Origin of the sequence: Microbacterium terregens (assembly GCF_039534975.1) — a bacterium.
Lineage (GTDB): Bacteria > Actinomycetota > Actinomycetes > Actinomycetales > Microbacteriaceae > Microbacterium > Microbacterium terregens.
In genome coordinates this window covers 2,339,142-2,363,511 of sequence record NZ_BAAAWH010000001.1, presented here as the reverse complement: position 1 = coordinate 2,363,511, position 24,370 = coordinate 2,339,142, and the positions used below count along the sequence as shown (strand labels likewise).

Below are 24,370 nucleotides of genomic sequence, written 5' to 3'. Positions count from 1 at the left end.
GCAGCATGAGCACCCCCGCCCCGTCCGCGTTGAAGATCGACGGCCTCGGCCTGCAGATCGGCGGCGCGACGATCCTCAAGGATGTCGAACTCGATGTCGCCGCCGGCTCGCTCGTCGGCGTCATCGGGCCCAACGGCGCCGGCAAGACCACGCTGTTCAACGTGATCTCCGGCCTGATGAAGCCCACGTCAGGACGCGTCCTGATGCACGGGAACGACATCACTTCAGCGTCCGTGCCCGCCCGGGCGCGGGCGGGGCTGGGGCGCACCTTTCAGACCTCGAGCCTGTTCCCGAGGCTCAGCGTCCTCGAGAACGTGCGCCTCGCGGCGCAGGTCTCGCTCGGCGGCGACTATTCGCTGCTGCGATTCCCGCGACGAACGGATGCCGCCACCGAGCTGGCACGGGCCAAGCTCGAGGCCGTCGGGCTCACGCACAAGCTCGACCACGCGGCCGGTGACATCTCGCACGGAGACAAGCGCAAGCTCGAGATCGCCGTGCTGCTGGTGACCAACGCGAGCATCGTCCTGCTCGACGAGCCGATGGCCGGCGTCGGCTCGGGAGACGTCTCAGGCCTCGTCGAGAACATCCGCGACATGCAGCGCGAGAACGGCTGCACGGTGCTGATGGTCGAGCACCACATCGATGTCCTCATGGGCCTGGTGCAGAAGGTCGCGGTGATGTACTTCGGCAGCATCATCGCCTACGACACTCCCCAGAACATCATGGACAACCCGCTCGTCCAGAGCGCCTATCTCGGAACGGCGGCCGCATGACCGCCGCCACCAGCATCCTGGAGGTGCGCAACCTGCGCTGTTCGATCGCCGGACAGCAGGTCGTCGAGGACGTCACGTTCTCGGTGCCGGCGACCGGCATCACCGCGGTCCTCGGACGCAACGGGGTGGGCAAGACCTCGACGCTGCGCGGCATCCTGGGCCTGATCTCCCGCCGCGGCGAAGTCACGCTGGCCGGTGAACGCATCGACGGCCTGCCGACGCACCGGATCGTGCAGCGCGGGGTCGGCTACGTACCCGAGGACCGTGAGGTGTTCGCCAAGCTGACGGTCGCCGAGAACCTCGCCATCGCCGAGCGCCAGAAGAATCCGCGCCGGGAGTTCGTCGATGCGCTGTTCCCCGACCTCGTGCAGCGTCGCGACCAGATGGCCGGCACGCTCTCGGGCGGCCAGCAGCAGATGGTGTCGGTGGCCCGCGCCCTGCTGAATGACAACCGTCTTCTTCTTGTGGACGAGCCCACCAAGGGGCTCGCGCCGAGGATCGTCACGGAGGTGACCGACGCGCTCCTGGAGGCATCCAAGATCGTGCCGATCCTTCTCGTCGAGCAGAACCTCGAGGTCGTCCGCCGCCTCGCGGACGGTGCGATCGTGATCGGCGGCGGCCGCGTCGTGCACACCGGCCGCGCCCGCGAGATCCTCGACGACGACGACCTGACCCGTCGGCTGCTCGGTGTGCATGCGGAGGTGGGCGCATGAGCATGCTCGTCCTCACCCTCATCACCGGCGTCGGACTCGGCGCGCTCTACTTCCTCGTCGCCTCGGGCCTGAGCCTCATCTACGGCCTCATGCACGTGCTCAACTTCGCCCACGGGGCCTTCCTCACCCTCAGCGCGTTCATCGGCTGGCTCGTGGCGCAGGCGCTCGGCACGGAGTCGTGGGTCTCGTTCCTCCTTTCGATCGGGGTCGGCGCCCTGGTCGGTGCCGTGTTCGCGACCCTCACCGAGCTGGTGCTGATCCGACCGCTGTACGAGAGGCACATCGAACAGGTGCTGGTCACCGTCGGTCTGTCCTTCGCCGCCGTCGCCCTGTTCGAGGGGATCTGGGGCACCGACCCGGTCAACATCGCCGGGCCGCCGTGGCTCAAGCAGACCACCGAGGTACTCGGCGCGCGCATCCCGAACACGTACTGGGTGCTCATGATCGCCGCACTGCTCGTCCTGAGCGCGCTGGTGATCTTCCTGCAGAAGACCCGCTACGGCATGATCATCCGCGCCGGCGTCGAGAACCGCTCGATGGTGACGGCGCTGGGCATCGACGTGCGGCGCTCGTTCACCCTCGTCTTCGCGATCGGCGGTGCCGCAGCGGGCATCGGCGGAGTGCTGGCGATGCACTACACGACGTTCGTCTCGGCGCACCTCGGTTCGACGCTGCTGATCTTCGCGTTCATCGTCACCGTGATCGGGGGCCTCGGCTCACTCACCGGCGCCGCGATCGCCTCCGTGCTGGTCGCCGTCCTGCAGCAATTCGCCAACTCGTACCTGAACGGGACCGGCGACTTCATCGTCGTCATCCTGCTCGCGCTCGTGCTGCTGGTGCGACCGTCCGGCATCCTCGGGAGGAAGGCATGACCCTTCGACAGGCTCAGGGACCGGGGAAGTGGATCCCCGTCGTCGTCGGCGCCTCCCTCGTGGTGCTCATGGCGGTGCTGCCGCTGCTGAACATCTCGATTCCCGGCATCCTGCCCACGCCGACGTACATGCCGGGCACACTGGCCCTGCTTTCGTTGTGCATGGTGTTCGCGGCCCTCGCGCTGTCGTACAACCTGCTGCTCGGCTCGGCCGGGATGCTGTCCTTCGGGCATGCGCTGTACTTCGGCGCCGGCGCCTACGGTCTGGGCATCGCGCTCGAGCACTTCGGCGTGCCGCTGTTTCCCGGCATCTTCGTCGCCCTCATCGGCGGAATGGGAATCGCCTTCGTCACCGGCGCCGTCGCGATGCGGGTGTCCGGCATCCCGTTCGCGATGGTCACCCTCGCCTTCGCGCAGGCAGGGTCGGTGCTGGTGCGCCGCAACTCCGGCATCACCGGGGGCGAAGAAGGCCTGAGCCTGAACACCGAGCAGGTGCCCGATCTGCTGGTCGGGGTGGTGAACACCCGCAACCTGTACTGGTTCGCGCTGGCCGTGCTGGTGATCGTCTACCTCGTCACGCTCTGGGTCGACACGTCGCGCCTCGGGCACCTGGCCCGCGCGACGCGGGAGAACGAGCAGCGTGTGCGCGTGCTCGGCCTGCGTCCGTACCGCGCGAAGCTTCTGGTCTTCGTGATCGCCGGCGTGCTGGCGAGCCTGGCCGGAGTCGCCTACATGCTGCTGCAGTCCGGCACCGTGCCCCGCTCCGTATCGGCCGACCTGACGATCACGATCCTCGTGATGGTCGTCCTCGGTGGCGTCGGGTTCCGGTGGGGTGCCATCGTGGGGGGCGTGCTGTACACACTGCTGGACCAGCGCCTCACGGTCGTGGCGGGGTCGGAGCTCGTCGCGGGGCTTCCCGACGTGCTGCGCATTCCGCTGTCCGAGCCGCTGTTCCTCCTCGGCGTCCTGTTCATCCTGGTGGTCATGTTCCTGCCGGGAGGCATCGCCGGCACGATCGATGCGTGGTGGCGTCGCCGTCGTGGCGAGCGCGTGCGTCTGTCGCTGCAGAGCATGGACGATGCGGATGCCGAGACCGACGTTCCCGCCGAGGTGCGCGTATGAGCGGGGACACGGCCGTCGAAGACGGGCCGCACACGATCGGGCGCTGGCTCATCGCCCGCGCCGCCCAGTCCCCAGCACGCATCGCGATCGACGACCGCGGCGTCACGATCGACTACGCGACCCTCGCCCTGCGCGCGACCGACCTGGCCGACGGGCTCCGCCGGGTCGGGTACGGGCCCGGCTCGCGGCTGGCGACCATCTCGGGCAACTCCACCGACCACGTCGTCGCGTTCTTCGCGTGCGCGCTCGCCGGCGTCGCGTTCGTCCCGTTGTCGTGGCGTCTGACCGCGCGAGAACTGGGTGAGGTGCTGCGTCGCACCGACCCCGCGCTCGTGCTCATCGACGACGAGTACGGCTCGCTCGCCGCTGAGGCGCTGCGGGCACTCGAGGTCATCCCGCCGCTGGCCCCCCTCGGCTCGACCGGTGTCGAGGCGGTCGTGCCGTCCCCGCGAGAGCCGCGTCCGATGCGGCATGTCCGCGATGACGACCCGCTGCTGATCATCTTCACCTCGGGCAGCGAGGCCGCCCCCAAGGGCGTCGTGCTGACCCATGCCAACTGCTTCTGGAACAACCTGGCGCTCTCGCAGGCGCTGCCGCTGACGCAGGACGACGTGGTCCTCGCGATGCTGCCGCAGTTCCACGTGGCCGCCTGGAACTGCCAGCCGCTCCTGGCCTGGTGGGTGGGTGCGACGGTCGTGCTCGAGCGGTCCTTCCAGCCGGCGCGGGTGCTGCAGCTGATCCACGAACGACGGGTGACGGCCATGATGGGCGTGCCCACGCAGTACGCGATGCTCACCCGCGACCGGCAGTGGGGCGTGACGGATGTCTCGTGTCTGCGCCTGGCGCTCGTCGGCGGGGCGACCTTGCCCGCCGAACTGCACGACGCGTGGGCCGCGCGCGGACTGGCGTTGACCCAGGGATACGGGCTCACCGAGGCGGCGCCGAATGTGCTGCAGCTGCCCGCCCACGACGCCACCGCGCATCCCGGCGCCGTAGGGCGCCCGTACCCGCACGTCACTGTGCGGATCGCCGACCCCGCGACCGGGCTTCCGCTCGAGGGAGAGGCCACCGGCGAGCTGTGGGTCCGCGGGCCGAGCGTGTTCGCGGGCTACCTGGACGATGAGGCCGCGACCGCAGCGGCGATGGTCGGGGAGTGGCTGCGCACCGGCGACCTGGTGCACCGCGACGCCGCGGGTGTCTACCGCGTCGTCGACCGGATCAAGGACATCTTCATCTCGGGCGGCGAGAACGTCGCCCCTGCCGAGGTCGAGCTCGCGCTCTGCCTGCATCCGCTGATCGAGTCCGCCGCCGTCGTCGGAGTGCCCGACCCGGTCTGGGGCGAGCGGGGAGTGGCCTTCGTCGTTCCGACCGCCGGCGCGATGCTCTCGACAGACGAGGTGCTCGCCCACGCGCGCCGGAACCTCGCTTCGTTCAAGATCCCCGTGCACGTGGAAATCGTCGAGTCGCTGCCGCGCTCGACCATCGAGAAGCTCGCGCGGCCGCGCCTGCGCGACCGCGCGCGACAGCTCCTGGAGGGTGTGCACCATGACGATTCCCGATGAGCTGATCGGTGGTGAACCCGGGTCGGTGTCGTCTGCGACCGGACGCCCGCTGACCAAGCGCGGTGAGGCGACCCGCCGCCGGCTGCTCGAGGCTGCCGAAGTCGTCTTCGCCGAGCAGGGATATCACGAGGCATCCATCGTGAAGATCACCGAGCGGGCCGGAATCGGACTCGGCACCTTCTATCTGTACTTCGACAGCAAGCAGTCGATCTTCGAGGCGCTCGTGATCGACCTCAACCGGCGGGTCCGCCATTCCATGTCCGAGGCGATGGCCGGCGCGTCCTCGCGTCTCGAGGCCGAGCGTGCGGGCTTCACCGGGTTCTTCCACTTCACGGCCGAGCATCCCGCGCTGTATCGCGTGGTGCGCGAGGCCGAGTTCGTCTCGCCCGAGACTCTGCGTCTGCACTACACGCGCATCGTCGAAGGCTATGAGGCAGGGCTGAGCGCCGCGCAGACGGCCGGCGACGTCGACCGTGCGCTCGACCCCGAGGTGACCGCGTGGGCGCTGATGGGCATGGGCGAGCTGATCGGCATGCGCTTCCTGCTCTGGGAGCGCGACGCGCAGGGAAAACCGCCGTCGGTGCTCGACCCGAAGGTCTTCGACGACATGATGAGGTTCATCGACAACGCACTCGCGCCGCGTCGCGAGCAAGGGGGGAAGCCATGACGGATCAGGATCTGGCGGGCAAACGCGCGGTCGTCACCGGCGGTGCCAGCGGCATCGGGCTCGCCTGCGTGCACGAGTTCGCGGCGCGCGGCGCGCACGTCGTCGTGGCGGACCACCACGTCTACCTGACCGAATCGATCGCCGACGAGGTCGGCGGGGACCCGTGGCTGATCGATCTGGCCGATACGAAGCAGCTCGAGGACCTCGCCCTCGACGCGGACATCCTCGTCAACAACGTGGGCATCCAGCGGGTGAGCCCGATTCCCGAGTTCGACCCCGAGACATTCCGGCTGATGCAGCGGCTCATGGTCGAATCCCCGTTCCTGCTCATCCGCGCCGTGCTGCCGGGGATGTACCGCCGCGGGTGGGGCCGAGTCGTCAATGTGTCGAGCGCGCACGGTCTGCGCGCGAGCGCGTTCAAGTCCGCGTACGTCACTGCCAAGCACGGGCTCGAAGGACTCTCCAAGGTCACCGCTCTGGAGGGGGCCGCGCACGGGGTGACGAGCAACTGCATCAACCCGTCGTACGTGCGCACCCCGCTGGTCGAGCACCAGATCACCGACCAGGCGCGGGTGCACGGCATCCCCGAGGACGAGGTGCTCGAGAAGGTGCTGCTGACCGAGAATGCGATCAAGCGGCTCATCGAGCCGGAAGAGGTCGCATCGCTGGTGGGGTGGCTCGTCTCCGACAAGGCCGGCATGGTCACCGGCGCGTCCTACACGATGGATGGCGGGTGGACGGCTCGATGAGCCGCTACCGCACCGCCGAGGTCCCCGTCGCCGGCGGCGACCTGCACGTAGGCATCTGGGAGCCGGAGAACGGCACAGCGGATGCCGCACCCGCCGTCCTGATGATCCATGGCGTGACGGCATCCCACCTGTCCTGGCCGCTGGTGGCCGACCGCCTGCCGTTCGCGCGCGTGATCGCGCCGGACCTGCGGGGGCGGGGCCGCAGCAACGAGCTCACCGGCTCGGCCGGACTGGACGCGCACGCCCGGGACCTGGTCGCCGTGCTCGACGCGCTCGGAATCGACCGTGCGGTCGTCGTCGGCCACTCCATGGGCGCGTTCGTCGCGCTGGTGCTCGGCGAGCGGTACCCGGAGCGCGTCTCGCGCCTGGTTCTCGTCGACGGCGGGCTGCCTCTGGACGTGCCGGACGAGCTTTCCGCCGACGAGGTCATCCGTCTCGTTCTCGGGCCCACCGCCGAGAGACTCGCGATGCGCTTCGCCTCGGTGGAGGCCTACCTCGACTTCTGGCGTGCGCACCCGGCGTTCACACGCGATTGGACGCCCGCGCTCGAGGCGTACTTCGCGTACGACCTGGTCGGCGAGGAGCCGGAGCTTCGCCCGGCGACTCGCTATGCGACCCTCGAAGAGGACTCGATGGACCAGAACACCGGGACGGCGATCGCCGAGGCGCTGGCCCGGCTGCGGCATCCGACGGCCCTGCTGACCGCCGAGCGCGGGCTGCTGGATCAGCTGCCGGCGCTCTACGCCGCGGACCGGCTGCCGGACCTGCTGTCCGCGCACCCCGGAATCACCCATGTCGCGGTCAGCGACGTCAATCACTACACGATCGTGCTGTCCGAGCGCGGGGCGGATGCCGTCGCCGACGTCGTCCGCGATCAGCTCGCGCTCGCGTCCGCTGCCGTCCTGTCCTGACGAGGTCAGCGGGCGGTCGCGGCGACGCGCGTCGTGAGCTGATGCGCGTGGGCGAGCAGCGTGCGACCCAGGTCGGCGAGCCGATCGGGTCCGAACCGGAACTGCACGCCGGTCAGGCTGAGCGCCCACTGCGGCTCGCCCGCGCGCGTGAACACCGCGGCGCCGAGACCGAAACTGCCCTCGACGATCAGACCGGGGTTCAGGGCGTAGCCGCGCTCCTGCGTCTCGCGCAGGCGGGTGCGGAGGCGCTTCTCGCCGTGCGCCGCACCCCACTTGGCCGGCAGTTCCGGATGCCGCTCGAAATAGGCGTCCACATCGTGGGGTGGCAGGAACGCGAGGATCGCCAGGCCGGCCGAGGCAACGCCGAGAGGGAACCGCACGCCCTCGGAGAGGACGAACGACCGGATCGGAAAGCTGCCCTCCTCGCGGAGCAGGCACACCGTCTCGTCTCCGCGTCGCACCGAGAGGAACGCGCTCTCTTCCGTCCGCACAGCGAGGGAGCGCACGATGTCGCGTGCGATTCCGGTGATGTCATACCGGGATGCCGCGGCCGTTCCCATGAGATACAGCTCGGGGCCCGGCATCCACCGCCCGCTCTTCTCGTCCTGATCGACGAGCCCTTCCTGTCGCAGCGCAGCCAGCAGCCGATGCGCGGTGGGGCGCGTCAGGTCGGCGTGGCGCGCGAGGTCCGCCGCCGTGAGCCCCTCGTCGCCAGCGCCGGTCACGAGGCGCAGCAGACGGGCGGCCCGCGCCACCGACTGCGCGCCGGGCACCGATCGTTCGCGCGGAGTGTCCACCATATGGACAGTATGCCGTGCGCGATCCACATGGCGACAGCATGCGTCGCGGTCTGCCGCAGTCGCGCACAGGATGGAAGCACGAGTTTCCCCCAGACACAGGAGTCGCACGTGATCGACAAGACTTACGCGTCCGCCGCTGAGGCGGTCGCCGACATCCCGGACGGCGCGACACTCGCCGTCGGGGGATTCGGGCTCTCGGGCAATCCGATCGCCCTCATCGAGGCACTGCTGGCACAGGGCACGGGTGATCTGAGCATCGTCAGCAACAACTGCGGCGTCGACGACTGGGGCCTGGGAATCCTGCTCAACGCGAAGCGGATCCGCAAGATGACCTCGTCGTACGTCGGAGAGAACAAGGAGTTCGAGCGGCAGTTCCTCTCCGGTGAGCTCGAACTCGAGCTCACCCCGCAGGGCACGCTGGCCGAGAAGCTGCGTGCCGGCGGGTCCGGCATCGGCGCGTTCTACACGCAGACCGGTGTCGGCACGCAAGTCGCCGAGGGAGGCTTGCCGCGCCGCTATGACGGCCACGGGGGAGTGGCGGTGGCATCCCCGGTGAAGGACGTGCGCACGCTGGACGTGTCGGGAGAGCCCCGTGAATACGTGCTCGAAGAGGCGATCCAGACCGACTTCTCGCTCGTGCACGCGCTGCGCGGCGACCGCTACGGCAACCTGATCTTCAACAAGGCGGCCCGCAACTTCAATCCGCTGGCCGCGATGGCGGGTCGGATCTGCATCGCTCAGGTCGAGGAACTGGTCGAACCGGGCGAACTCGACCCCGACCAGATCCACCTGCCGGGAATCTACGTGCACCGCATCGTCGAGGTCGGCGCCGACATCGACAAGCGCATCGAGCGACGAACCGTCACCGCGACGGAAGGGAACTGACATGGTCCTCACCCGCAACGAGATGGCAGCCCGCGCCGCCGCCGAGCTGAGCGACGGCTCCTACGTCAACCTCGGTATCGGCCTGCCGACGCTGGTGCCCAACTTCGTCCCCGACGGCGTGACGGTCATCCTGCAGTCCGAGAACGGCATCCTGGGGGTCGGTCCGTACCCGACCGAGGCGAACGTGGACCCTGATCTGATCAACGCCGGAAAAGAGACCGTCACCGTCCTGCCCGGCGCGGCCTTCTTCGACTCCGCGACCAGCTTCGGCATGATCCGCGGCGGCAAGATCGACGCCGCGATCCTCGGGGCCATGCAGGTCTCGGCATCCGGCGACCTGGCGAACTGGATGATCCCCGGAAAGATGGTCAAGGGCCCCGGAGGCGCGATGGACCTCGTGCACGGCGCGGCCAAGGTCATCGTGCTGATGGAGCACGTCGCCAAGGACGGATCCGCGAAGATCGTCGATTCCTGCTCGCTGCCGCTGACCGGCAAGGGCGTCGTGCACCGCATCATCACGGACCTCGCCGTGATCGACGTGACGGATGCCGGTCTGGTCCTGGTCGAGACCGCCCCCGGCGTGACCGTCGACGAGGTGATCGCGGCGACCGAACCGCCGCTGATCGTCGCGGAGCACCTCACCACGACCACGGTTAAGGTGGACGCATGAACACCGAGGACGTCGTCATCGTCGCTGCCGCCCGCACGCCGCAGGGCCGTCTGAAGGGACAGCTCGCTCCGCTCACCGCGGTGCAGCTGGGCAGCACCGCGATCCGCGGAGCACTCGCGGGGGGCGGGATCGCCCCCGAGGATGTCGACGCGGTGCTCATCGGACAGGTGCTTCCTGCCGGAGCCGGCCAGAACCCGGCGCGGCAGGCGGCCGTGGGCGCCGGCATCCCCTGGGACGTGCACTCGGGATCGGTGAACAAGGTGTGCCTGTCGGGGCTGACCGCGATCATCGACGGAGCGCGCATGATCGCCGTCGGCGACGCGACGGTCGTGGTGGCTGCGGGCATGGAGTCGATGACCCGCGCGCCGCACCTGCTGATGAACTCGCGTGAGGGCTGGACCTACGGTTCGGTCGAAGTGCTGGACCACATGGCGTACGACGGACTGACCGACGCGTATGACCGCGAGAGCATGGGCGCCTCCACCGAGCGTCACAACGAGCGACTCGAGGTGACCCGCGAGATGCAGGATGCTGTGGCCGCCCGCTCGCATCAGCGCGCCGCCCGCGCGACCGACGCGGGCGTGTTCGCGGCGGAGATCGTGCCGGTCGAGATTCCGCAGCGCAAGGGGGACCCGCTGGTCGTCACCACCGACGAGGGCATCCGCCCCGAGACCACGGTCGACACGCTCGGCAGGCTGCGCGCCGCGTTCGCCGAGGGCGGGTCCATCACCGCCGGCAACTCCTCGCAGATCTCCGACGGCGCATCCGCCGTCGTGCTGACGCGACGCTCGCACGCCGACGCCAACGGCTGGCCGGTGCTGGCGGTCGTGGGGGCCTCGGGTCAGGTCGCGGGACCGGACAACTCGCTGCACGCGCAGCCCGCTCGCGCCATCGAGAAGGCGTGCCAGAAGCAGGGGATCACGCCGGCCGACCTCGACATCGTCGAGATCAACGAGGCCTTCGGGGCGGTCGTCGCCCGCTCACAGCACGAACTCGGGCTGTCCGACGACGTGGTGAACATCCACGGCGGCGGCATCGCGATCGGACACCCGATCGGCGCGTCGGGCAACCGGCTCGTGGTCCACATGGTGCACGAACTGGTGCGCCGCGGCGGCGGAACCGCGGCTGTCGCCCTGTGCGGCGGCGGCGGGCAAGGCGAAGCGCTGATCCTGACTCGCTGAGCCGTAAGGCCCCGCTTCTCTCGCCGAGTGCACGACTTCGCGTCGAGTGCACGCCTTCTCGACGCGGCTGGGCCGTGCACTCGGCGCCAACCCGTGAGCTCGCGGGACGGAACGGAACGGGAGCCCGAGGTGCCCGGACTAGAGTTCTCGCTATGAACACGATCAGCGCGCTCACGGCCGCCGATCACGACGAGTGGCTCGCGCTGTGGCGGGGCTACCTCGAGTTCTACGAGACCGAGTTGCCGGCCGCACAGACCGAGCTCACGTTCGCGCGCCTGATCGACGGCACCGAGCTGCACGGCGCGCTCGCGCGCGACGGCGCCGGAACGGCAATCGGCCTCGTGCACTGGCTGACCCACCCGGCGACGTGGTCGGCCGGGTCGTACTGCTATCTCGAGGATCTCTTCGTCAGCGCGGATGCGCGTGGGGGCGGCGCGGGCGCGTCGCTGATCCAGCACGTGCGGACGTGGGCACAGGAAGCCGGATGCGCCAAGGTCTACTGGCTCACCAGCACGGACAACCGCAGGGCCCGGGAACTCTACGATCGCGTCGCACGCCACTCGGGGTTCGTGCAGTACGAGATCGCGCTTCCGGCTACGCCCGCAGCCTCTTCTTGAGCAGCTTCTGCTCCTTGCCGTGAACGGGGGAGTCGCTGGCGATGATCGCGCCGTGCGAGGCGCGTCGGGTGTCGATGACCGCGCCGATGGCGAGGGCGAGTGTGATGCCCCAGCTGAGCCACCCCAGGGCGGTGCGCCAGGTGAACGGGGCATCGTCTCGGAGCGCCCTCAGCAGGGTGATGCCGCCCGTGATCGCCGTGAGGAGGCCGGTGCCGAACAGATACTTGCGCATCCCCCCACGCTAGCGCGCGGCCGAAAATCACGCCGCCTCTTGACATCGGTCGCCGCCCGCGTCAACGGGCCGGTCGGGGCAAGTGCCGGACGGTAGCCTGGGAGCTCAGCGTCTCGTCCACCGTCAGGAGCCTCGTGACCAAGGCAGAGTTCGTCGTCGTCGCCAACCGTTTGCCGGTAGACCGGACTGTTGACGGTGAGGGCGCGGAGGCGTGGCGGCGTTCGCCGGGCGGCCTTGTCACGGCCCTCGAGCCGGTGATGCAGAAGGCGGACGGCGCCTGGGTCGGCTGGGCGGGCCAACCCGACCTGGATGTCGAGCCCTTCGACTTCGAGGGCACCCACCTGGTCCCGGTGACGCTGACCGCGGAGGACGTCGAGCTCTACTACGAGGGCTTCTCGAACGACACCATCTGGCCGCTGTACCACGATGTGATCTCCGAGCCGCGCTACAGCCGCGTCTGGTGGGACGCGTACGTGCGCGTCAATCAGCGGTTCGCGGAGGCGTCGGCGGCGGCGGCGGCCGAGAACGCGATCGTGTGGGTGCAGGATTACCAGCTCCAGCTGGTGCCGAAGATGCTCCGCGAGATGCGACCCGACGTCACGATCGGCTACTTCCACCACATTCCCTTCCCGGCATACGGCCTGTTCTCGCAGCTGCCGTGGCGACGTCAGGTGCTCGAAGGGCTTCTCGGGGCAGACGTGATCGGGTTCCAACGGGTGGCCGATGCCGGCAACTTCGCCCGCGCGGTCCGTCGCCAGCTCCGCTACGACACCAAGGCGTCGGGAATCTCCGTTCCGCACGGGGTCGGCACGACACGCCTCGCCCTCGCCAAGGCATTCCCGATCTCCATCGACGCGTCGTCGTACATCGAACTCGCCCGCAACGAAAATGTGAAGGCCCGCGCACGCGAGATCCGTGAATCCCTGGGCAATCCGAAGCGGATCTTCCTCGGAGTCGACCGGCTCGATTACACGAAGGGCATCAGCCACCGGCTCAAGGCCTATGGCGAACTGCTGGCCGAAGGGCGCATCAACGTCGAGGAGACCACGCTGGTGCAGGTGGCCAGCCCCAGTCGTGAACGCGTCGCTGCGTACATCCAGCTGCGCGACGAGATCGAGCTGACCGTCGGGCGCATCGACGGCGACTTCGACACGATGGGTCACACCGCGATCCGATACCTGCATCAGGCGTACCCCCGGGAGGAGATGGTGGCGCTGTTCCTCGCCGCCGACGTGATGCTCGTCACCGCGCTGCGCGACGGCATGAACCTGGTCGCCAAGGAGTACGTCGCCTCGCGTGTGGACAATCGGGGCGTGCTCATCCTGAGCGAATTCGCCGGTGCGGCCGACGAGCTGGGCACTGCGGTGCGGGTCAACCCGCACGACATCGAAGGGCTCAAGGACGCGATGATGCGGGCCGTGGAGATGCCGCCGGCCGAGCAGGGCCGCCGCATGCGCGCGGCGCGCCGGCGCGTGCTCGAGCACAGCGTCGAAGACTGGTCGCGCGAGTTCCTCGCCGCACTCGCGGTCTTCCGCAACAAGAGGGAGAAGGACTGATGAGCACACTCGATGACCCGACCGCGATCGAAGAGGCGCTGCGCAGGTCGGCGGCATCCGATCGCCTGTTGGTCGCCCTGGATTTCGACGGCACCCTCGCCCCCCTCGAGGACGAGCCGATGAACGCCCGCGCCCTTCCCGAGGCGGCCGCCGCAGTCGCCGCCCTCGCCGCCACGCCCGACACCCTGGTCGCGTTCGTCTCGGGGCGCAGCCTGCACGACCTGCGCGAGATCGCCGAGCACGCCGACGAATCGCCGGTGCACCTGGCGGGTTCGCACGGTGCCGAGTTCTGGATACCCGGGGAGGGCCCGGTCGCCACCGAGGACGACGATGAGGCGGATGCCCTCCGCGACGAGCTGCGCGACGCCATGGCGGCCGAGCTCGCGGACCTGGACGGGGTGTGGGTGGAGCCGAAGACATTCGGCTTCGGCATCCACACGCGCATGGCCAGCCCTGAGGACGCGCAATATTCGAGGGATGCCGCGGACCGGCTCGTCGAGAAGCGGGCGCCCCACTGGCGGCGTCGCACCGGCCACAACATCGTCGAGTACTCGTTCCGGCACGAAGGCAAGGACTCCGCGATCGCGACGCTTCGCCGGCGACTCGGTGCGACGGCCGTGCTGTTCGCCGGCGACGACGTCACGGACGAGGACGCGCTGGCGAGCCTCGGCGCGGATGACCTCGGCATTCGGGTGGGCGGCGGCGAGACGGCCGCGACCGTGCGTGTCGCCGGCATTCCGGAACTGGCAGCCGCTCTGCAGCTGCTCGCGCGGATCCGTACCGCCGCGCGGGAGTAGACCCGCTCTGCTCGGCGGGTCCGTCCCGCAGCGCGCGGGAAGCGGGCCGCTCTGGGGAGCGGGCCGCCGCGCGGCAATAGACTGGGCGAATGCCCTCTCACCCCGACAACAGCATCGATATCAAGCCGCGCAGTCGCGTCGTCACCGACGGCATCGAGGCCACGACGTCTCGAGGCATGCTTCGCGCTGTCGGAATGGGCGACGCCGATTGGGACAAGCCCCAGATCGGCATCGCATCCAGCTGGAACGAGATCACCCCGTGCAACCTGAGTCTGGACCGGCTCGCCCAGGGCGCCAAGGAGGGCGTGCACGCAGGCGGCGGTTACCCGTTGCAGTTCGGCACGATCTCGGTGTCCGACGGCATCTCGATGGGTCACGAAGGAATGCACTTCTCGCTGGTCTCGCGTGAGGTCATCGCCGACTCGGTCGAGACCGTCGTCATGGCCGAGCGGCTGGACGGCACGGTGCTCCTGGCCGGCTGCGACAAGTCCATCCCCGGGATGCTGATGGCCAGCGCCCGGTTGAACCTCTCCAGCGTGTTCCTGTACGCCGGCTCGATCGCCCCAGGCTGGGTCAAACTCAGCGACGGCACCGAGAAGGAAATCACGATCATCGACTCGTTCGAGGGAGTGGGCGCCTGCATCGCGGGCCGGATGACCGAGGCCGACCTCAAGCGGATCGAGTGCGCGTTCGCGCCCGGCGAGGGTGCCTGCGGTGGCATGTACACCGCCAACACGATGGCCGCGGTCGGCGAGGCGCTCGGTCTGAGTCTTCCCGGATCCGCTGCACCGGCCGCCGCGGACCGCCGCCGCGACTACTACGCGCACCGCTCCGGCGAAGCCGTCGTCAACCTGCTGAGGCTCGGCATCACCACCGGCGACATCCTCACCAAGGAGGCGTTCGAGAACGCGATCGCACTGGCGATGGCGCTCGGCGGCTCGACCAACGTGGTGCTGCACCTGCTGGCCATCGCCCGCGAGGCCGAGGTCGAGCTGAACCTGCACGACTTCAACCGCATCGGCGACAAGACGCCGCACATCGCCGACATGAAGCCGTTCGGCCAGTACGTGATGAACGACGTCGATCGGCACGGCGGCATCCCGGTCATCATGAAGGCGATGCTCGACGAGGGTCTGCTGCACGGCGATGCACTCACCGTAACCGGCAAGACGCTGGCTGAGAACCTCCGCGAGCTCAACCCCGACCCGGTCGACGGCACTGTGATCCACACCCTCGACAACCCGATCCACGCGACCGGCGGGATCACCATCCTGCACGGCACGATGGCCCCCGAGGGCGCTGTGGTCAAGTCGGCGGGCTTCGACGCGAACGTCTTCGAAGGACCGGCCCGAGTCTTCGAACGCGAGCGTGCCGCCATGGACGCCCTCGAGGCCGGCCGGATCGGCGCGGGCGATGTCGTTGTCATCCGCTACGAGGGCCCGAAGGGCGGCCCGGGGATGCGCGAAATGCTGGCCATCACCGCCGCGATCAAGGGCGCCGGGCTCGGAAAAGATGTACTACTCTTGACGGACGGCAGATTCTCAGGCGGCACAACCGGCCTGTGCATCGGCCACATAGCTCCCGAAGCGGTGGACGCAGGTCCGATCGCCTTCGTGCGCGATGGTGATCTGATACGGGTCGATATCGCGGCTCGAACTCTCGACCTACTCGTCGACGAGACCGAGCTGGGTTCCCGCCGCTCTGGCTGGGAGCCGCTTCCTCCGCGCTATACCCGTGGCGTTCTTGCCAAGTACTCGAAACTCGTCCGCTCCGCTGCGGAGGGCGCGGTTACGGGTTAGGCCTGCCCCAGACACCCATCTCTCGACAGAGGATCATCATCATGTCCGCCGAATCAGCCACGGCCATTCCCCGGCCACCCGCTCGCAGCGCATCCGCGCCTGTGCTCACGGGCGCTCAGGCGGTCGTCCGCTCGCTCGAACTGCTCGGCGTCACCGACGTCTTCGGTCTGCCCGGCGGTGCGATCCTGCCCGTATACGACCCCCTCATGGACAGCACCGAGCTGCGTCACATCCTCGTCCGCCACGAACAGGGCGCGGGTCACGCCGCCGAGGGTTACGCCGCGGCATCCAACAGGGTCGGCGTCGCGATCGCCACCTCCGGGCCGGGGGCGACCAACCTCGTCACCGCGATCGCCGATGCCTACATGGACTCGGTGCCGATCGTGTGCATCACCGGCCAGGTCTTCTCGAACCTGATGGGTACCGACGCGTTCCAGGAAGCGGACATCGTCGGCATCACGATGCCGATCACGAAGCACTCGTTCCTGGTCAAGCGGGCCGAAGAGATCCCCAGCGCGATCGCGGCCGCCTTCCACATCGCCGGCACGGGCCGTCCCGGCCCGGTGCTGGTGGACATCACGAAGGATGCCCAGCAGGCCGAGGTGCCGTTCATCTGGCCGCCCAAGGTCGACCTGCCCGGATACCGGCCGGTGACCAAGGCGCATGGCAAGCAGATCCAGGCCGCCGCGCAGCTGCTCGCACAGGCCAAGAAGCCCGTGCTCTACGTGGGCGGCGGGGTCATCCGCTCCCAGGCGTCGCAGGAGCTGCTCGCCCTGGCCGAGACGACCGGTGCGCCGGTGGTCACCACGCTCATGGCACGCGGGGCGTTCCCCGACTCGCACCCTCAGCACCTCGGCATGCCCGGAATGCACGGCACCGTCCCGGCGGTTCTGGCGCTGCAGGATGCCGATCTGCTCATCTCGCTCGGCGCGCGCTTCGATGACCGCGTGACCGGCAAGGCGGCCCTGTTCGCCCCCAACGCGAAGGTCGTGCACGTCGACATCGATCCCGCCGAGATCGGCAAGATCCGCACCGCGGACGTGCCCATCGTGGGCGACCTCAAGGACGTCCTGGTCGACCTCGAAGCCGCCTTCCGCGGCCAGATCGACGGCGCCGCGCCCGACACCGAGGAGTGGTGGTCGTTCCTCGACGGGCTCCGCGATGAATTCCCGCTCGGTTACACGCAGCCGACCGACGGTCTCATGTCCCCGCAGTACGTCATCTCCCGGATCGGCGAGCTGACCGGACCCGAGGGCATCTTCGCCGCGGGGGTCGGCCAGCACCAGATGTGGGCGGCGCAGTTCATCAAGTACGAGCGTCCGAACGCGTGGCTGAACTCCGGCGGGGCCGGAACCATGGGCTACTCGGTGCCGGCGGCCATGGGCGCCAAGGTCGCCGAGCCCGACCGTCACGTCTGGGCGATCGACGGCGACGGATGCTTCCAGATGACCAACCAGGAGCTCGCCACCTGCGCGATCAACAACATTCCGATCAAGGTCGCGATCATCAACAACTCCTCGCTCGGCATGGTGCGGCAGTGGCAGAGCCTCTTCTACGACGGCCGGTACTCGCACACCGACCTCAACACGGGACACGGCACCGTGCGCATCCCCGACTTCGTGAAGCTGGCGGAGGCGTACGGCTGCCTCGCGATCCGCGTCGAGAAGGAAGAGGATGTGGATGCCGCGATCAGACTCGCGCTGGAGACCAATGACCGCCCCGTCGTCATCGACTTCGTGGTGAGCGCCGACGCGATGGTCTGGCCGATGGTGCCGCAGGGCGTCAGCAACAGCTACGTCCAGTACGCCCGAGACCACTCCCCGACGTTCGATGAGGAGGCCTGAGTCATGCCGAGCCACGTGCTGAGCCTCCTCGTGGAGGACAAACCCGGTCTTCTGACGCGCGTCGCAGGGCTGTTCGCCCGACGCGGCTTCAACATCGAATCCCTCGCCGTGGGCGTCACCGAGGTGCCGGGTCTCTCGCGCATCACGGTCGTCGTGGACGTCGAGGAGCTGCCGCTCGAGCAGGTGACCAAGCAGCTGAACAAGCTGGTCAACGTCATCAAGATCGTCGAGCTGGACATGACCTCGTCGGTGCAGCGCGAGCACATGCTGGTGAAAGTGCGCGCCGACAACGCCAGCCGCTCAAACGTCCTCGAGGTCGTGAACCTCTTCCGCGGATCCATCGTCGACTACGCCTCGGACGCTCTCGTGGTCGAGGTGACCGGTGACAAGGGCAAGGTGGACGCGTTCCTCCGCGCTCTGGAGCCGTTCGGCATCAAGGAACTGGCGCAGTCCGGGCTCCTCGCCCTCGGCCGCGGCGGCAAGAGCATCACCGAACGCGTCCTGCGCGGCTGACCAGAGACCAGAAAACACAAGGAGACACATTCCATGGCCGAACTCTTCTACGACAACGACGCCGACCTGTCGCTCATCCAGAGCAAGAAGGTCGCGATCGTCGGATACGGCTCGCAGGGCCACGCTCACGCGCAGAACCTCCGTGATTCGGGCGTCGAAGTCGCCATCGCTCTCAAGGACGGCTCGAAGTCCGCTGCCAAGGCTCAGGAGGACGGCTTCGAGGTGCTCTCCGTCGCCGACGCGACGGCCTGGGCAGACGTCATCATGATCCTGGCGCCCGACCAGCACCAGCGCGGCATCTACAACGACTCGATCAAGGGCAACCTGGCACCGGGCAAGACGCTCGCGTTCGCACACGGGTTCAACATCCGCTTCGGCTACATCGACGCGCCCGAGGGCGTGGACGTCATCCTGGTCGCGCCGAAGGCGCCGGGCCACACCGTGCGCCGCGAGTTCGTCGCCGGTCGCGGCATCCCGGACATCATCGCCGTGGAGCGCGACGCGTCCGGTCAGGCGTGGGATCTGGCACTGTCGTACGCGAAGGCCATCGGTGGCACCCGTGCCGGCGTCATCAAGACGACCTTCACCGAAGAGACCGAGACCGACCTGTTCGGTGAGCAGGCCGTCCTCTGCGGCGGCACGTCGCAGCTCGTCCAGTACGGTTTCGAGACTCTCGTCGAGGCGGGCTACCAGCCCGAGATCGCGTACTTCGAGGTCCTTCACGAGCTCAAGCTCATCGTCGACCTCATGTGGGAGGGCGGCATCGCCAAGCAGCGCTGGTCGATCTCGGACACGGCCGAGTACGGCGACTACGTCTCCGGCCCCCGCGTCATCGACCCGCGGGTGAAGGAGAACATGCAGGCGGTCCTGGCCGACATCCAGTCGGGCGCGTTCGCGAAGCGCTTCATCGCAGATCAGGATGCCGGTGCCCCCGAGTTCCTCGCGCTGCGTGAGAAGGGCGCCAACCACCCGATCGAGGCGACCGGCAAGGAGCTGCGCGCGCTGTTCGCGTGGAAGCAGACCGACGAGGACTACACGGAGGGTTCAGCCGCGCGCTGATCCCACGGCCCGCGACGACCGCGGGCGGCAGATCGGAGGATCGCACTGGATTCGGATACGACCAGTGCGATCTTCCGATTCCGGCGGCCATTTCCGAATCTGGGACAGCGTCCCGGAACTCGCCCGGCCCACGGCGGGCGCATCCCTGCCGCGCGGCTACGCTGGCCTCATGGCCCGCGGCACAGACGACGACGCCCTTGCGTGGGGCGGTGACGACGACCCGACGCTGGACCTCGGCACCCCCACGGGAGATGCACGCGCGCCCGCTCCGGTGACGGAGCCCATCGACCAGCCGACGGATGCCGCCCCCACTGCACTGCCGGACGGCTACACCGCGGTGGGCAAAGGAAGCGCCGACGTCGGCCGCGTCCACAGTGACGGCACCGTCACAATGCCGCGCGATCGCGTCCCGATGGGCAACGCGACCCTGATCACGCTCGGCATCCTGGGTGGCGCCTATCTGCTCTTCGCGATCGGCTGGCTGATCGGCGGGCTGCGCCTGCAGGGCGCGCGGCAGTATCTCGTCAGCGATGTCATGTACCAGGGGAGTCTCTGGCTGGCCGTCCTCGCCCCGCTGCTGTGGTTCGGCACGGTCTTCCTGCTGACGGTCGCGTCGAAGCCCTGGGTGCGCTTCGCGTGGCTGATCGCGGGCGTCGCTCTGCTGATGCCCTGGCCGTTCATCATGATCGGAGCGGTGGGACTGTGAGCCAGACCGACGCACGTGCCGCGGCATCCGCCCGCCGGACCACGCCCACGTGGCTCATCGCCACCATCGCAGGCGCGCTCGGACTGTTCTACGCCTACGCGGCGTGGAACGCGCTCGGCAACCTGCTCCAGGCCGCTCCGCTCGGGCTCAACGCCCTGGGCTGGTTCGTCTGGATCTTCGCCATCGTCTTCCCGCTCCTGGTGTGGGCAGGGGCATTCGCCCTGGGCTACAAGCGTCCGCCGCATCACCTCCTGCTGGTCATGCTGACCGGACTCGCGTTGGTCGCCGTCTTCTGGCTCAACGTCGTCGCGTACACCACGCTGAACACGGCCTCGCTGCTGGCCTGAGGCCGGTCGGGTCGTCATGCGGCGGGGCTGATACAGGCAAGCCGATAGAGTGGCACGTGTATGCGCCCCGATGGCGTGCGGCGCAGCATCCACTCGTCTTCAGGCCGCATCTCGCGTGCCCACCGCTCCAAAGGATCCGCTGCCGTGCCGAAGCCTGTCGTGCTCATCGCCGAAGAACTCTCACCCGCAACCATCGACGCCCTCGGGCCGGACTTCGATGTCCGCCAGGTCGACGGCACCGACCGCCCCGCGCTTCTCGCCGCCCTCGCGGACGCGCAGGCCGTGCTGGTGCGTTCGGCGACCAAGATCGACGCCGAGGCCCTCGGAGCCGCGCCGCAGCTGAAGGTCATCGCCCGCGCGGGCGTCGGGCTGGACAACGTCGACATCAAGACCGCGACCACCGCCGGCGTCATGGTCGTGAACGCACCGACCTCCAACATCATCTCCGCCGCAGAGCTGACCATCGGCCACATCCTCAGCCTCGCCCGGCGCATCCCGGCCGCGCACGGATCCCTGTCGCAGGGTCAGTGGAAGCGCTCGTCGTTCACCGGCACCGAGCTGTTCGAAAAGACCGTGGGCATCATCGGCCTGGGCAGGATCGGTGCGCTGATCGCCGCCCGCCTGAACGCGTTCGACATGCGCGTCATCGCCTACGACCCGTATGTCACGAGCGCTCGCGCGCAGCAGCTCGGCGTCCAGCTGGTGAGCCTGGACGAACTGATCGAGCAGAGCGATTTCATCACGATCCACATGCCCAAGACCCCGGAGACCACAGGCATGATCGGTGCCGAGCAGCTGCGCCGCATGAAGCCGACCGCATTCGTGGTCAACGTGGCGCGCGGTGGGCTCATCGACGAGGGCGCTCTGTTCGACGCGCTCACCGCGGGTGAGATCGCGGGCGCCGGTCTGGACGTGTTCAGCGCCGAGCCCCCCGCATCCGACTCGGACGCGCACCGCCTGCTGGATCTGCCGAATGTCGTCGTCACTCCGCACCTCGGCGCGAGCACGGACGAAGCGCAGGAGAAGGCCGGCGTTTCGGTCGCGCGCTCGGTCCGCCTCGCGCTGGGCGGCGAGCTGGTCCCGGATGCTGTCAACGTCGCGGGCGGGATCATCGATCCGTACGTGCGTCCCGGTATCCCGCTGGTCGAGAAGCTCGGTCAGATCTTCGCGGCGCTTTCGCACTCACCCCTGACCAGCCTCGACGTCGAGGTGCACGGCGAGCTCAGTCAGTACGACGTGAGCGTGCTCAAACTCGCCGCGCTGAAGGGCCTGTTCACCAACATCGTGAGCGAGAGCGTCTCGTACGTGAACGCTCCGCTGCTCGCCGAGCAGCGCGGCGTCGACGTGCGCCTGCTCGTCGACGACGTCAGTGACGAGTACCGCAACGTGATCACGCTGCGCGGCGCGCTGTCGGACGGCTCCCAGCTGTCGGTATCGGGCACCCTCACCGGCACCAAGCAGATCGAGAAGCTGGTCAGCATCAACGACTACGCGCTCGAGCTGCCGATTGAGAAGCACCACGTGGTGATGCTGTACACCGACCGCCCGGGGATCGTCGCGATCTACGGGCAGAAGTTCGGCGAGGCGAGCATCAACATCGCCGGGATGCAGATCGCCCGCAAGAGCGCCGGGGGTCAAGCCCTCAGCATCCTGACCATGGACTCACCGGTGAGCGATGAGCTGCTCGACGAGGTGCAGAGCGCGATCCACGCCGACCTGTTCCGTCAGATCGAGATCACCGAGTCCTGAGCGGCGGCCGCTCACCGGCGGGCGGCACGCTCCACGAGGGCGATCAGGCGGTCCATGGCCTCGTCGCGGGGCACCGGGCCGGCGATCCCGTCGCCTTTGAGGGCGTTGTTGTAATACAACCCGTCGCTGACGAGCAGGATCAGGTCCAGCGACGCGTCGTCCTTCGCGTGCGGACGCATGGCTTCGCCCCATCGCTCGCGCACTCGGCGCAGCGCCGCGCTGGCAGGGGTGTGACCGCCCTGCGCGAGGCGCGACACGGCGACCAGGGCGCGGTCGAGCGGATCGTTCTCGAGGGCGGATGAACGCAGAAAGTAGGCGATCGGGCCCTCGGGCGCAGTGGTGATCGCGGCGATGTCCTCGTCCACCAGTGCCTGCAGGCGTTCGATGACGCCGGCCTCGAGCGCATCCTTCGAAGCGAAGTGGTACAGCAGACCGCCCTTGGAGACGCCGGCCGCTCGCGCTGTCGCCTCCAGTGTCGCCGCACGCTCGCCGTCGTCGATGAGGATCGTCTCGAACGCGTCGAGCACGCTTTCTCTGGCCCGCGGCGGACGGCTCATGGGCTCGATCGTATCCAGCAGGCAGTCAGCGGGGAGGGGATCACCGCTGTTACTATACCGGCTGGACGGTATGAATGAGTCCGACGACGAATGAGGAACGATGAGCGACACGCTGACCCGCATGCCGACGGTGGCCGGCCCGCGCGTCGGCTGGCGTGGCTGGGCCGCGCTGGTGGTGCTCATGCTGCCGGTGCTGCTGGTCTCGGTCGACAACACCGTCCTGAGCTTCGCGCTCCCGCAGATCGCGCTCGACCTCGAGCCCACCGCGACCCAGCAGCTGTGGATCATCGACGCCTACCCACTGGTCCTCGCCAGCCTCCTCGTCACGATGGGAGTGCTGGGGGACAGGTTCGGCAGGCGGCGGATGCTGCTGATCGGCGCCGCGGGATTCGGCGCGGTCTCGGCGCTGGCCGCCTTCGCGCCGAGCGCGGAGTGGCTCATCGCGGCACGCGCGGCAATGGGCGTGTTCGGTGCCATGCTCATGCCGTCGACGCTGTCGCTGCTGCGCACGATCTTCACCAATCGCGACCAGCGCCGCATGGCGATCGCGGTGTGGGCCGCCGGCTTCTCGGCCGGCGCCGCGCTCGGACCCGTCGTCGGCGGCATCCTTCTCGAGCACTTCGCCTGGGGATCCGTGTTCCTGATGGCCGTTCCCGTGCTCGTACCGCTCTTGGTGCTCGTCCCGATCCTGGTCCCCGAAAGCCGTGACCCGAACCCGGGCCGCTTCGACCCACTGAGCGTCGTGCTGTCGCTGGCGACCATGGTGCCGATCGTCTACGCGATCAAGGAGTTCGCCGTCCACGGCGCAGAGAGCCCGCTGCCGCTCGTCCTCATCGGGGCGGGATTGCTGTTCGGGGTCCTGTTCGTCCGGCGTCAGAACCGGCTTGAGACGCCGATGCTCGACATGGCGCTGTTCCGCCGCGGCACCTTCACCGGCTCGGTGCTGGTCAATCTGCTCAGCGTCATCGGGCTGGTCGGCTTCCTCTACTTCGTCGCGCAGCACCTGCAGCTCGTGCTGGGGCTGTCGCCGCTGCAGGCCGGGCTCGCCCTCGTGCCGGGGCTGTTGGCGATGATCGTGGCCGGCATCGGAATCGTGCCGATCGCCAAGCGCGCAGCGCCACGTCTCGTCGTGCCGCTCGCGCTCGGCTTCTCGGTCCTCGGGTACGTGCTGGTGGCCGTCAGCACCAGCGCGGGGGCGCTGCCGCTGCTGATCGCCGCGTTCGTATCCCTCGGGGTCGGCATCGGCGCGGCCGAGACCGTGTCGAACGAGCTCATCCTTGCCAGCGCGCCGGCGGCGAAGGCGGGCGCTGCAAGTGCCGTCTCCGAGACGGCGTACGAGCTCGGAGCCGTTCTCGGCACCACCATCATCGGCGGCCTGCTGGCCGCGTTCTACCGCGCCAACCTGGCCCTCCCGGACGGGCTGCCCGGCGCTGCCGCCGCGGCGGCCCGCGAGACTCTGGCCGGTGCCGTGGCGGCCTCGCACGACCTCGACGGCGCGCTCGGCCAGGCGCTTCGGGATGCCGCTGCGTCCGCCTTCGATGCCGGCGTGGGTGTGACCGCGCTCATCGGGGCGGGGCTCATCGTCGTCGCGGCGGTGATCGCCGCGTTCACGCTCGGTGGTCGCGCGAAGGCGGAGCGCTGACCTCGTAGCCACGTGGCGAGAATTGGGCCGCTCGCCCGCCGGTACGCT

25 protein-coding genes are annotated in these 24,370 nt (G+C 68.9%); 22 read left to right on the top strand and 3 right to left on the bottom strand.

The window, feature by feature from the left end; translation table 11 throughout:
* The first annotated feature begins 5 nt into the window (after positions 1 to 5).
* The 8 genes from ABD655_RS10895 to ABD655_RS10860 are packed head-to-tail and all read left to right on the top strand — an operon-like array spanning position 6 to position 7,368.
* Positions 6 to 773, top strand: a complete 768-nt coding sequence (locus tag ABD655_RS10895) for an ABC transporter ATP-binding protein (RefSeq protein ID WP_344713902.1) — start codon at positions 6 to 8, stop codon at positions 771 to 773.
* A complete protein-coding gene (locus ABD655_RS10890; RefSeq protein WP_344713901.1) occupies positions 770 to 1,486 on the top strand; it encodes an ABC transporter ATP-binding protein in 717 nt (238 codons plus the stop codon). Before ABD655_RS10895 ends, ABD655_RS10890 begins: the two co-directional genes overlap by 4 nt.
* Positions 1,483 to 2,358: a branched-chain amino acid ABC transporter permease gene (locus ABD655_RS10885; RefSeq protein ID WP_344713899.1), complete on the top strand. Its 876-nt coding sequence runs from the start codon at positions 1,483 to 1,485 to the stop codon at positions 2,356 to 2,358. Before ABD655_RS10890 ends, ABD655_RS10885 begins: the two co-directional genes overlap by 4 nt.
* The gene (locus ABD655_RS10880; RefSeq protein ID WP_344713897.1) at positions 2,355 to 3,479 is read left to right on the top strand and encodes a branched-chain amino acid ABC transporter permease; all 1,125 of its coding nucleotides are present in this window, start codon (positions 2,355 to 2,357) and stop codon (positions 3,477 to 3,479) included. Before ABD655_RS10885 ends, ABD655_RS10880 begins: the two co-directional genes overlap by 4 nt.
* Entirely contained in the window at positions 3,476 to 5,041 is a 1,566-nt protein-coding gene (locus ABD655_RS10875; protein WP_344713895.1) for a class I adenylate-forming enzyme family protein, read from the top strand. The genes ABD655_RS10880 and ABD655_RS10875 overlap by 4 nt, the downstream gene beginning before the upstream one ends.
* On the top strand, positions 5,025 to 5,708 hold the full coding sequence (locus tag ABD655_RS10870; protein WP_344713893.1) for a TetR/AcrR family transcriptional regulator: 684 nt from the start codon (positions 5,025 to 5,027) through the stop codon (positions 5,706 to 5,708). The genes ABD655_RS10875 and ABD655_RS10870 overlap by 17 nt, the downstream gene beginning before the upstream one ends.
* Positions 5,705 to 6,457, top strand: coding sequence for a 3-hydroxybutyrate dehydrogenase (locus ABD655_RS10865; protein ID WP_344713891.1), 753 nt, complete (start codon positions 5,705 to 5,707; stop codon positions 6,455 to 6,457). The genes ABD655_RS10870 and ABD655_RS10865 overlap by 4 nt, the downstream gene beginning before the upstream one ends.
* Entirely contained in the window at positions 6,454 to 7,368 is a 915-nt protein-coding gene (locus tag ABD655_RS10860; RefSeq protein ID WP_344713890.1) for an alpha/beta fold hydrolase, read from the top strand. Before ABD655_RS10865 ends, ABD655_RS10860 begins: the two co-directional genes overlap by 4 nt.
* A gap of 5 nt (positions 7,369 to 7,373) precedes the next feature.
* Here the strand turns inward: ABD655_RS10860 and ABD655_RS10855 are convergent, their stop codons facing one another.
* A complete protein-coding gene (locus tag ABD655_RS10855; RefSeq protein WP_378721027.1) occupies positions 7,374 to 8,168 on the bottom strand; it encodes an IclR family transcriptional regulator in 795 nt (264 codons plus the stop codon).
* Positions 8,169 to 8,276: 108 nt separating this feature from the next.
* On the opposite strand from ABD655_RS10855, the gene ABD655_RS10850 reads away from it, so the two are divergent.
* From ABD655_RS10850 to ABD655_RS10835, 4 genes are all read left to right on the top strand, one after another.
* A complete protein-coding gene (locus ABD655_RS10850; RefSeq protein WP_344713888.1) occupies positions 8,277 to 9,053 on the top strand; it encodes a CoA transferase subunit A in 777 nt (258 codons plus the stop codon).
* A 1-nt stretch (position 9,054) separates the two neighbouring features.
* On the top strand, positions 9,055 to 9,723 hold the full coding sequence (locus tag ABD655_RS10845) for a CoA transferase subunit B (protein WP_344713886.1): 669 nt from the start codon (positions 9,055 to 9,057) through the stop codon (positions 9,721 to 9,723).
* Positions 9,720 to 10,904, top strand: coding sequence for an acetyl-CoA C-acetyltransferase (locus ABD655_RS10840; protein ID WP_344713884.1), 1,185 nt, complete (start codon positions 9,720 to 9,722; stop codon positions 10,902 to 10,904). The genes ABD655_RS10845 and ABD655_RS10840 overlap by 4 nt, the downstream gene beginning before the upstream one ends.
* 152 nt (positions 10,905 to 11,056) lie before the next feature.
* The gene (locus ABD655_RS10835) at positions 11,057 to 11,521 is read left to right on the top strand and encodes a GNAT family N-acetyltransferase (RefSeq protein WP_344713883.1); all 465 of its coding nucleotides are present in this window, start codon (positions 11,057 to 11,059) and stop codon (positions 11,519 to 11,521) included.
* On the opposite strand, the gene ABD655_RS10830 is transcribed toward ABD655_RS10835, so the two are convergent.
* On the bottom strand, positions 11,499 to 11,753 hold the full coding sequence (locus tag ABD655_RS10830; RefSeq protein WP_344713882.1) for a hypothetical protein: 255 nt from the start codon (positions 11,751 to 11,753) through the stop codon (positions 11,499 to 11,501). The two genes, ABD655_RS10835 and ABD655_RS10830, sit on opposite strands and share 23 nt — an antisense overlap.
* A gap of 134 nt (positions 11,754 to 11,887) precedes the next feature.
* Between ABD655_RS10830 and ABD655_RS10825 the strand changes: the two genes are divergently transcribed.
* From ABD655_RS10825 to serA, 9 genes are all read left to right on the top strand, one after another.
* On the top strand, positions 11,888 to 13,309 hold the full coding sequence (locus tag ABD655_RS10825) for an alpha,alpha-trehalose-phosphate synthase (UDP-forming) (protein WP_344713880.1): 1,422 nt from the start codon (positions 11,888 to 11,890) through the stop codon (positions 13,307 to 13,309).
* Positions 13,309 to 14,106, top strand: a complete 798-nt coding sequence (gene otsB / locus ABD655_RS10820) for a trehalose-phosphatase (RefSeq protein ID WP_344713879.1) — start codon at positions 13,309 to 13,311, stop codon at positions 14,104 to 14,106. Before ABD655_RS10825 ends, otsB begins: the two co-directional genes overlap by 1 nt.
* A gap of 89 nt (positions 14,107 to 14,195) precedes the next feature.
* Complete coding sequence (gene ilvD, locus ABD655_RS10815) at positions 14,196 to 15,905, top strand: dihydroxy-acid dehydratase (RefSeq protein WP_344713877.1); 1,710 nt, start codon at positions 14,196 to 14,198, stop codon at positions 15,903 to 15,905.
* A gap of 41 nt (positions 15,906 to 15,946) precedes the next feature.
* Positions 15,947 to 17,749, top strand: a complete 1,803-nt coding sequence (locus ABD655_RS10810; protein WP_344713876.1) for an acetolactate synthase large subunit — start codon at positions 15,947 to 15,949, stop codon at positions 17,747 to 17,749.
* A gap of 3 nt (positions 17,750 to 17,752) precedes the next feature.
* The gene (ilvN, locus tag ABD655_RS10805) at positions 17,753 to 18,262 is read left to right on the top strand and encodes an acetolactate synthase small subunit (RefSeq protein WP_344713875.1); all 510 of its coding nucleotides are present in this window, start codon (positions 17,753 to 17,755) and stop codon (positions 18,260 to 18,262) included.
* Between the two features lie 33 nt (positions 18,263 to 18,295).
* Positions 18,296 to 19,321: a ketol-acid reductoisomerase gene (gene ilvC, locus ABD655_RS10800; RefSeq protein ID WP_344713873.1), complete on the top strand. Its 1,026-nt coding sequence runs from the start codon at positions 18,296 to 18,298 to the stop codon at positions 19,319 to 19,321.
* A gap of 169 nt (positions 19,322 to 19,490) precedes the next feature.
* Entirely contained in the window at positions 19,491 to 20,027 is a 537-nt protein-coding gene (locus tag ABD655_RS10795; RefSeq protein ID WP_344713871.1) for a DNA polymerase III subunit gamma/tau, read from the top strand.
* Entirely contained in the window at positions 20,024 to 20,374 is a 351-nt protein-coding gene (locus ABD655_RS10790) for a bacitracin resistance protein (protein WP_344713869.1), read from the top strand. Before ABD655_RS10795 ends, ABD655_RS10790 begins: the two co-directional genes overlap by 4 nt.
* A 144-nt stretch (positions 20,375 to 20,518) precedes the next feature.
* Positions 20,519 to 22,123, top strand: a complete 1,605-nt coding sequence (gene serA, locus ABD655_RS10785) for a phosphoglycerate dehydrogenase (RefSeq protein WP_344713867.1) — start codon at positions 20,519 to 20,521, stop codon at positions 22,121 to 22,123.
* An 11-nt stretch (positions 22,124 to 22,134) separates the two neighbouring features.
* Here serA and ABD655_RS10780 read toward each other — a convergent pair whose 3' ends face one another.
* Positions 22,135 to 22,680, bottom strand: a complete 546-nt coding sequence (locus ABD655_RS10780) for a TetR/AcrR family transcriptional regulator (protein WP_344713866.1) — start codon at positions 22,678 to 22,680, stop codon at positions 22,135 to 22,137.
* A 100-nt stretch (positions 22,681 to 22,780) separates the two neighbouring features.
* On the opposite strand from ABD655_RS10780, the gene ABD655_RS10775 reads away from it, so the two are divergent.
* Positions 22,781 to 24,322 (top strand): MFS transporter, encoded by a 1,542-nt coding sequence (locus ABD655_RS10775; protein WP_344713865.1) that lies wholly within the window; start codon positions 22,781 to 22,783, stop codon positions 24,320 to 24,322.
* The last annotated feature ends 48 nt before the right edge of the window (positions 24,323 to 24,370 follow it).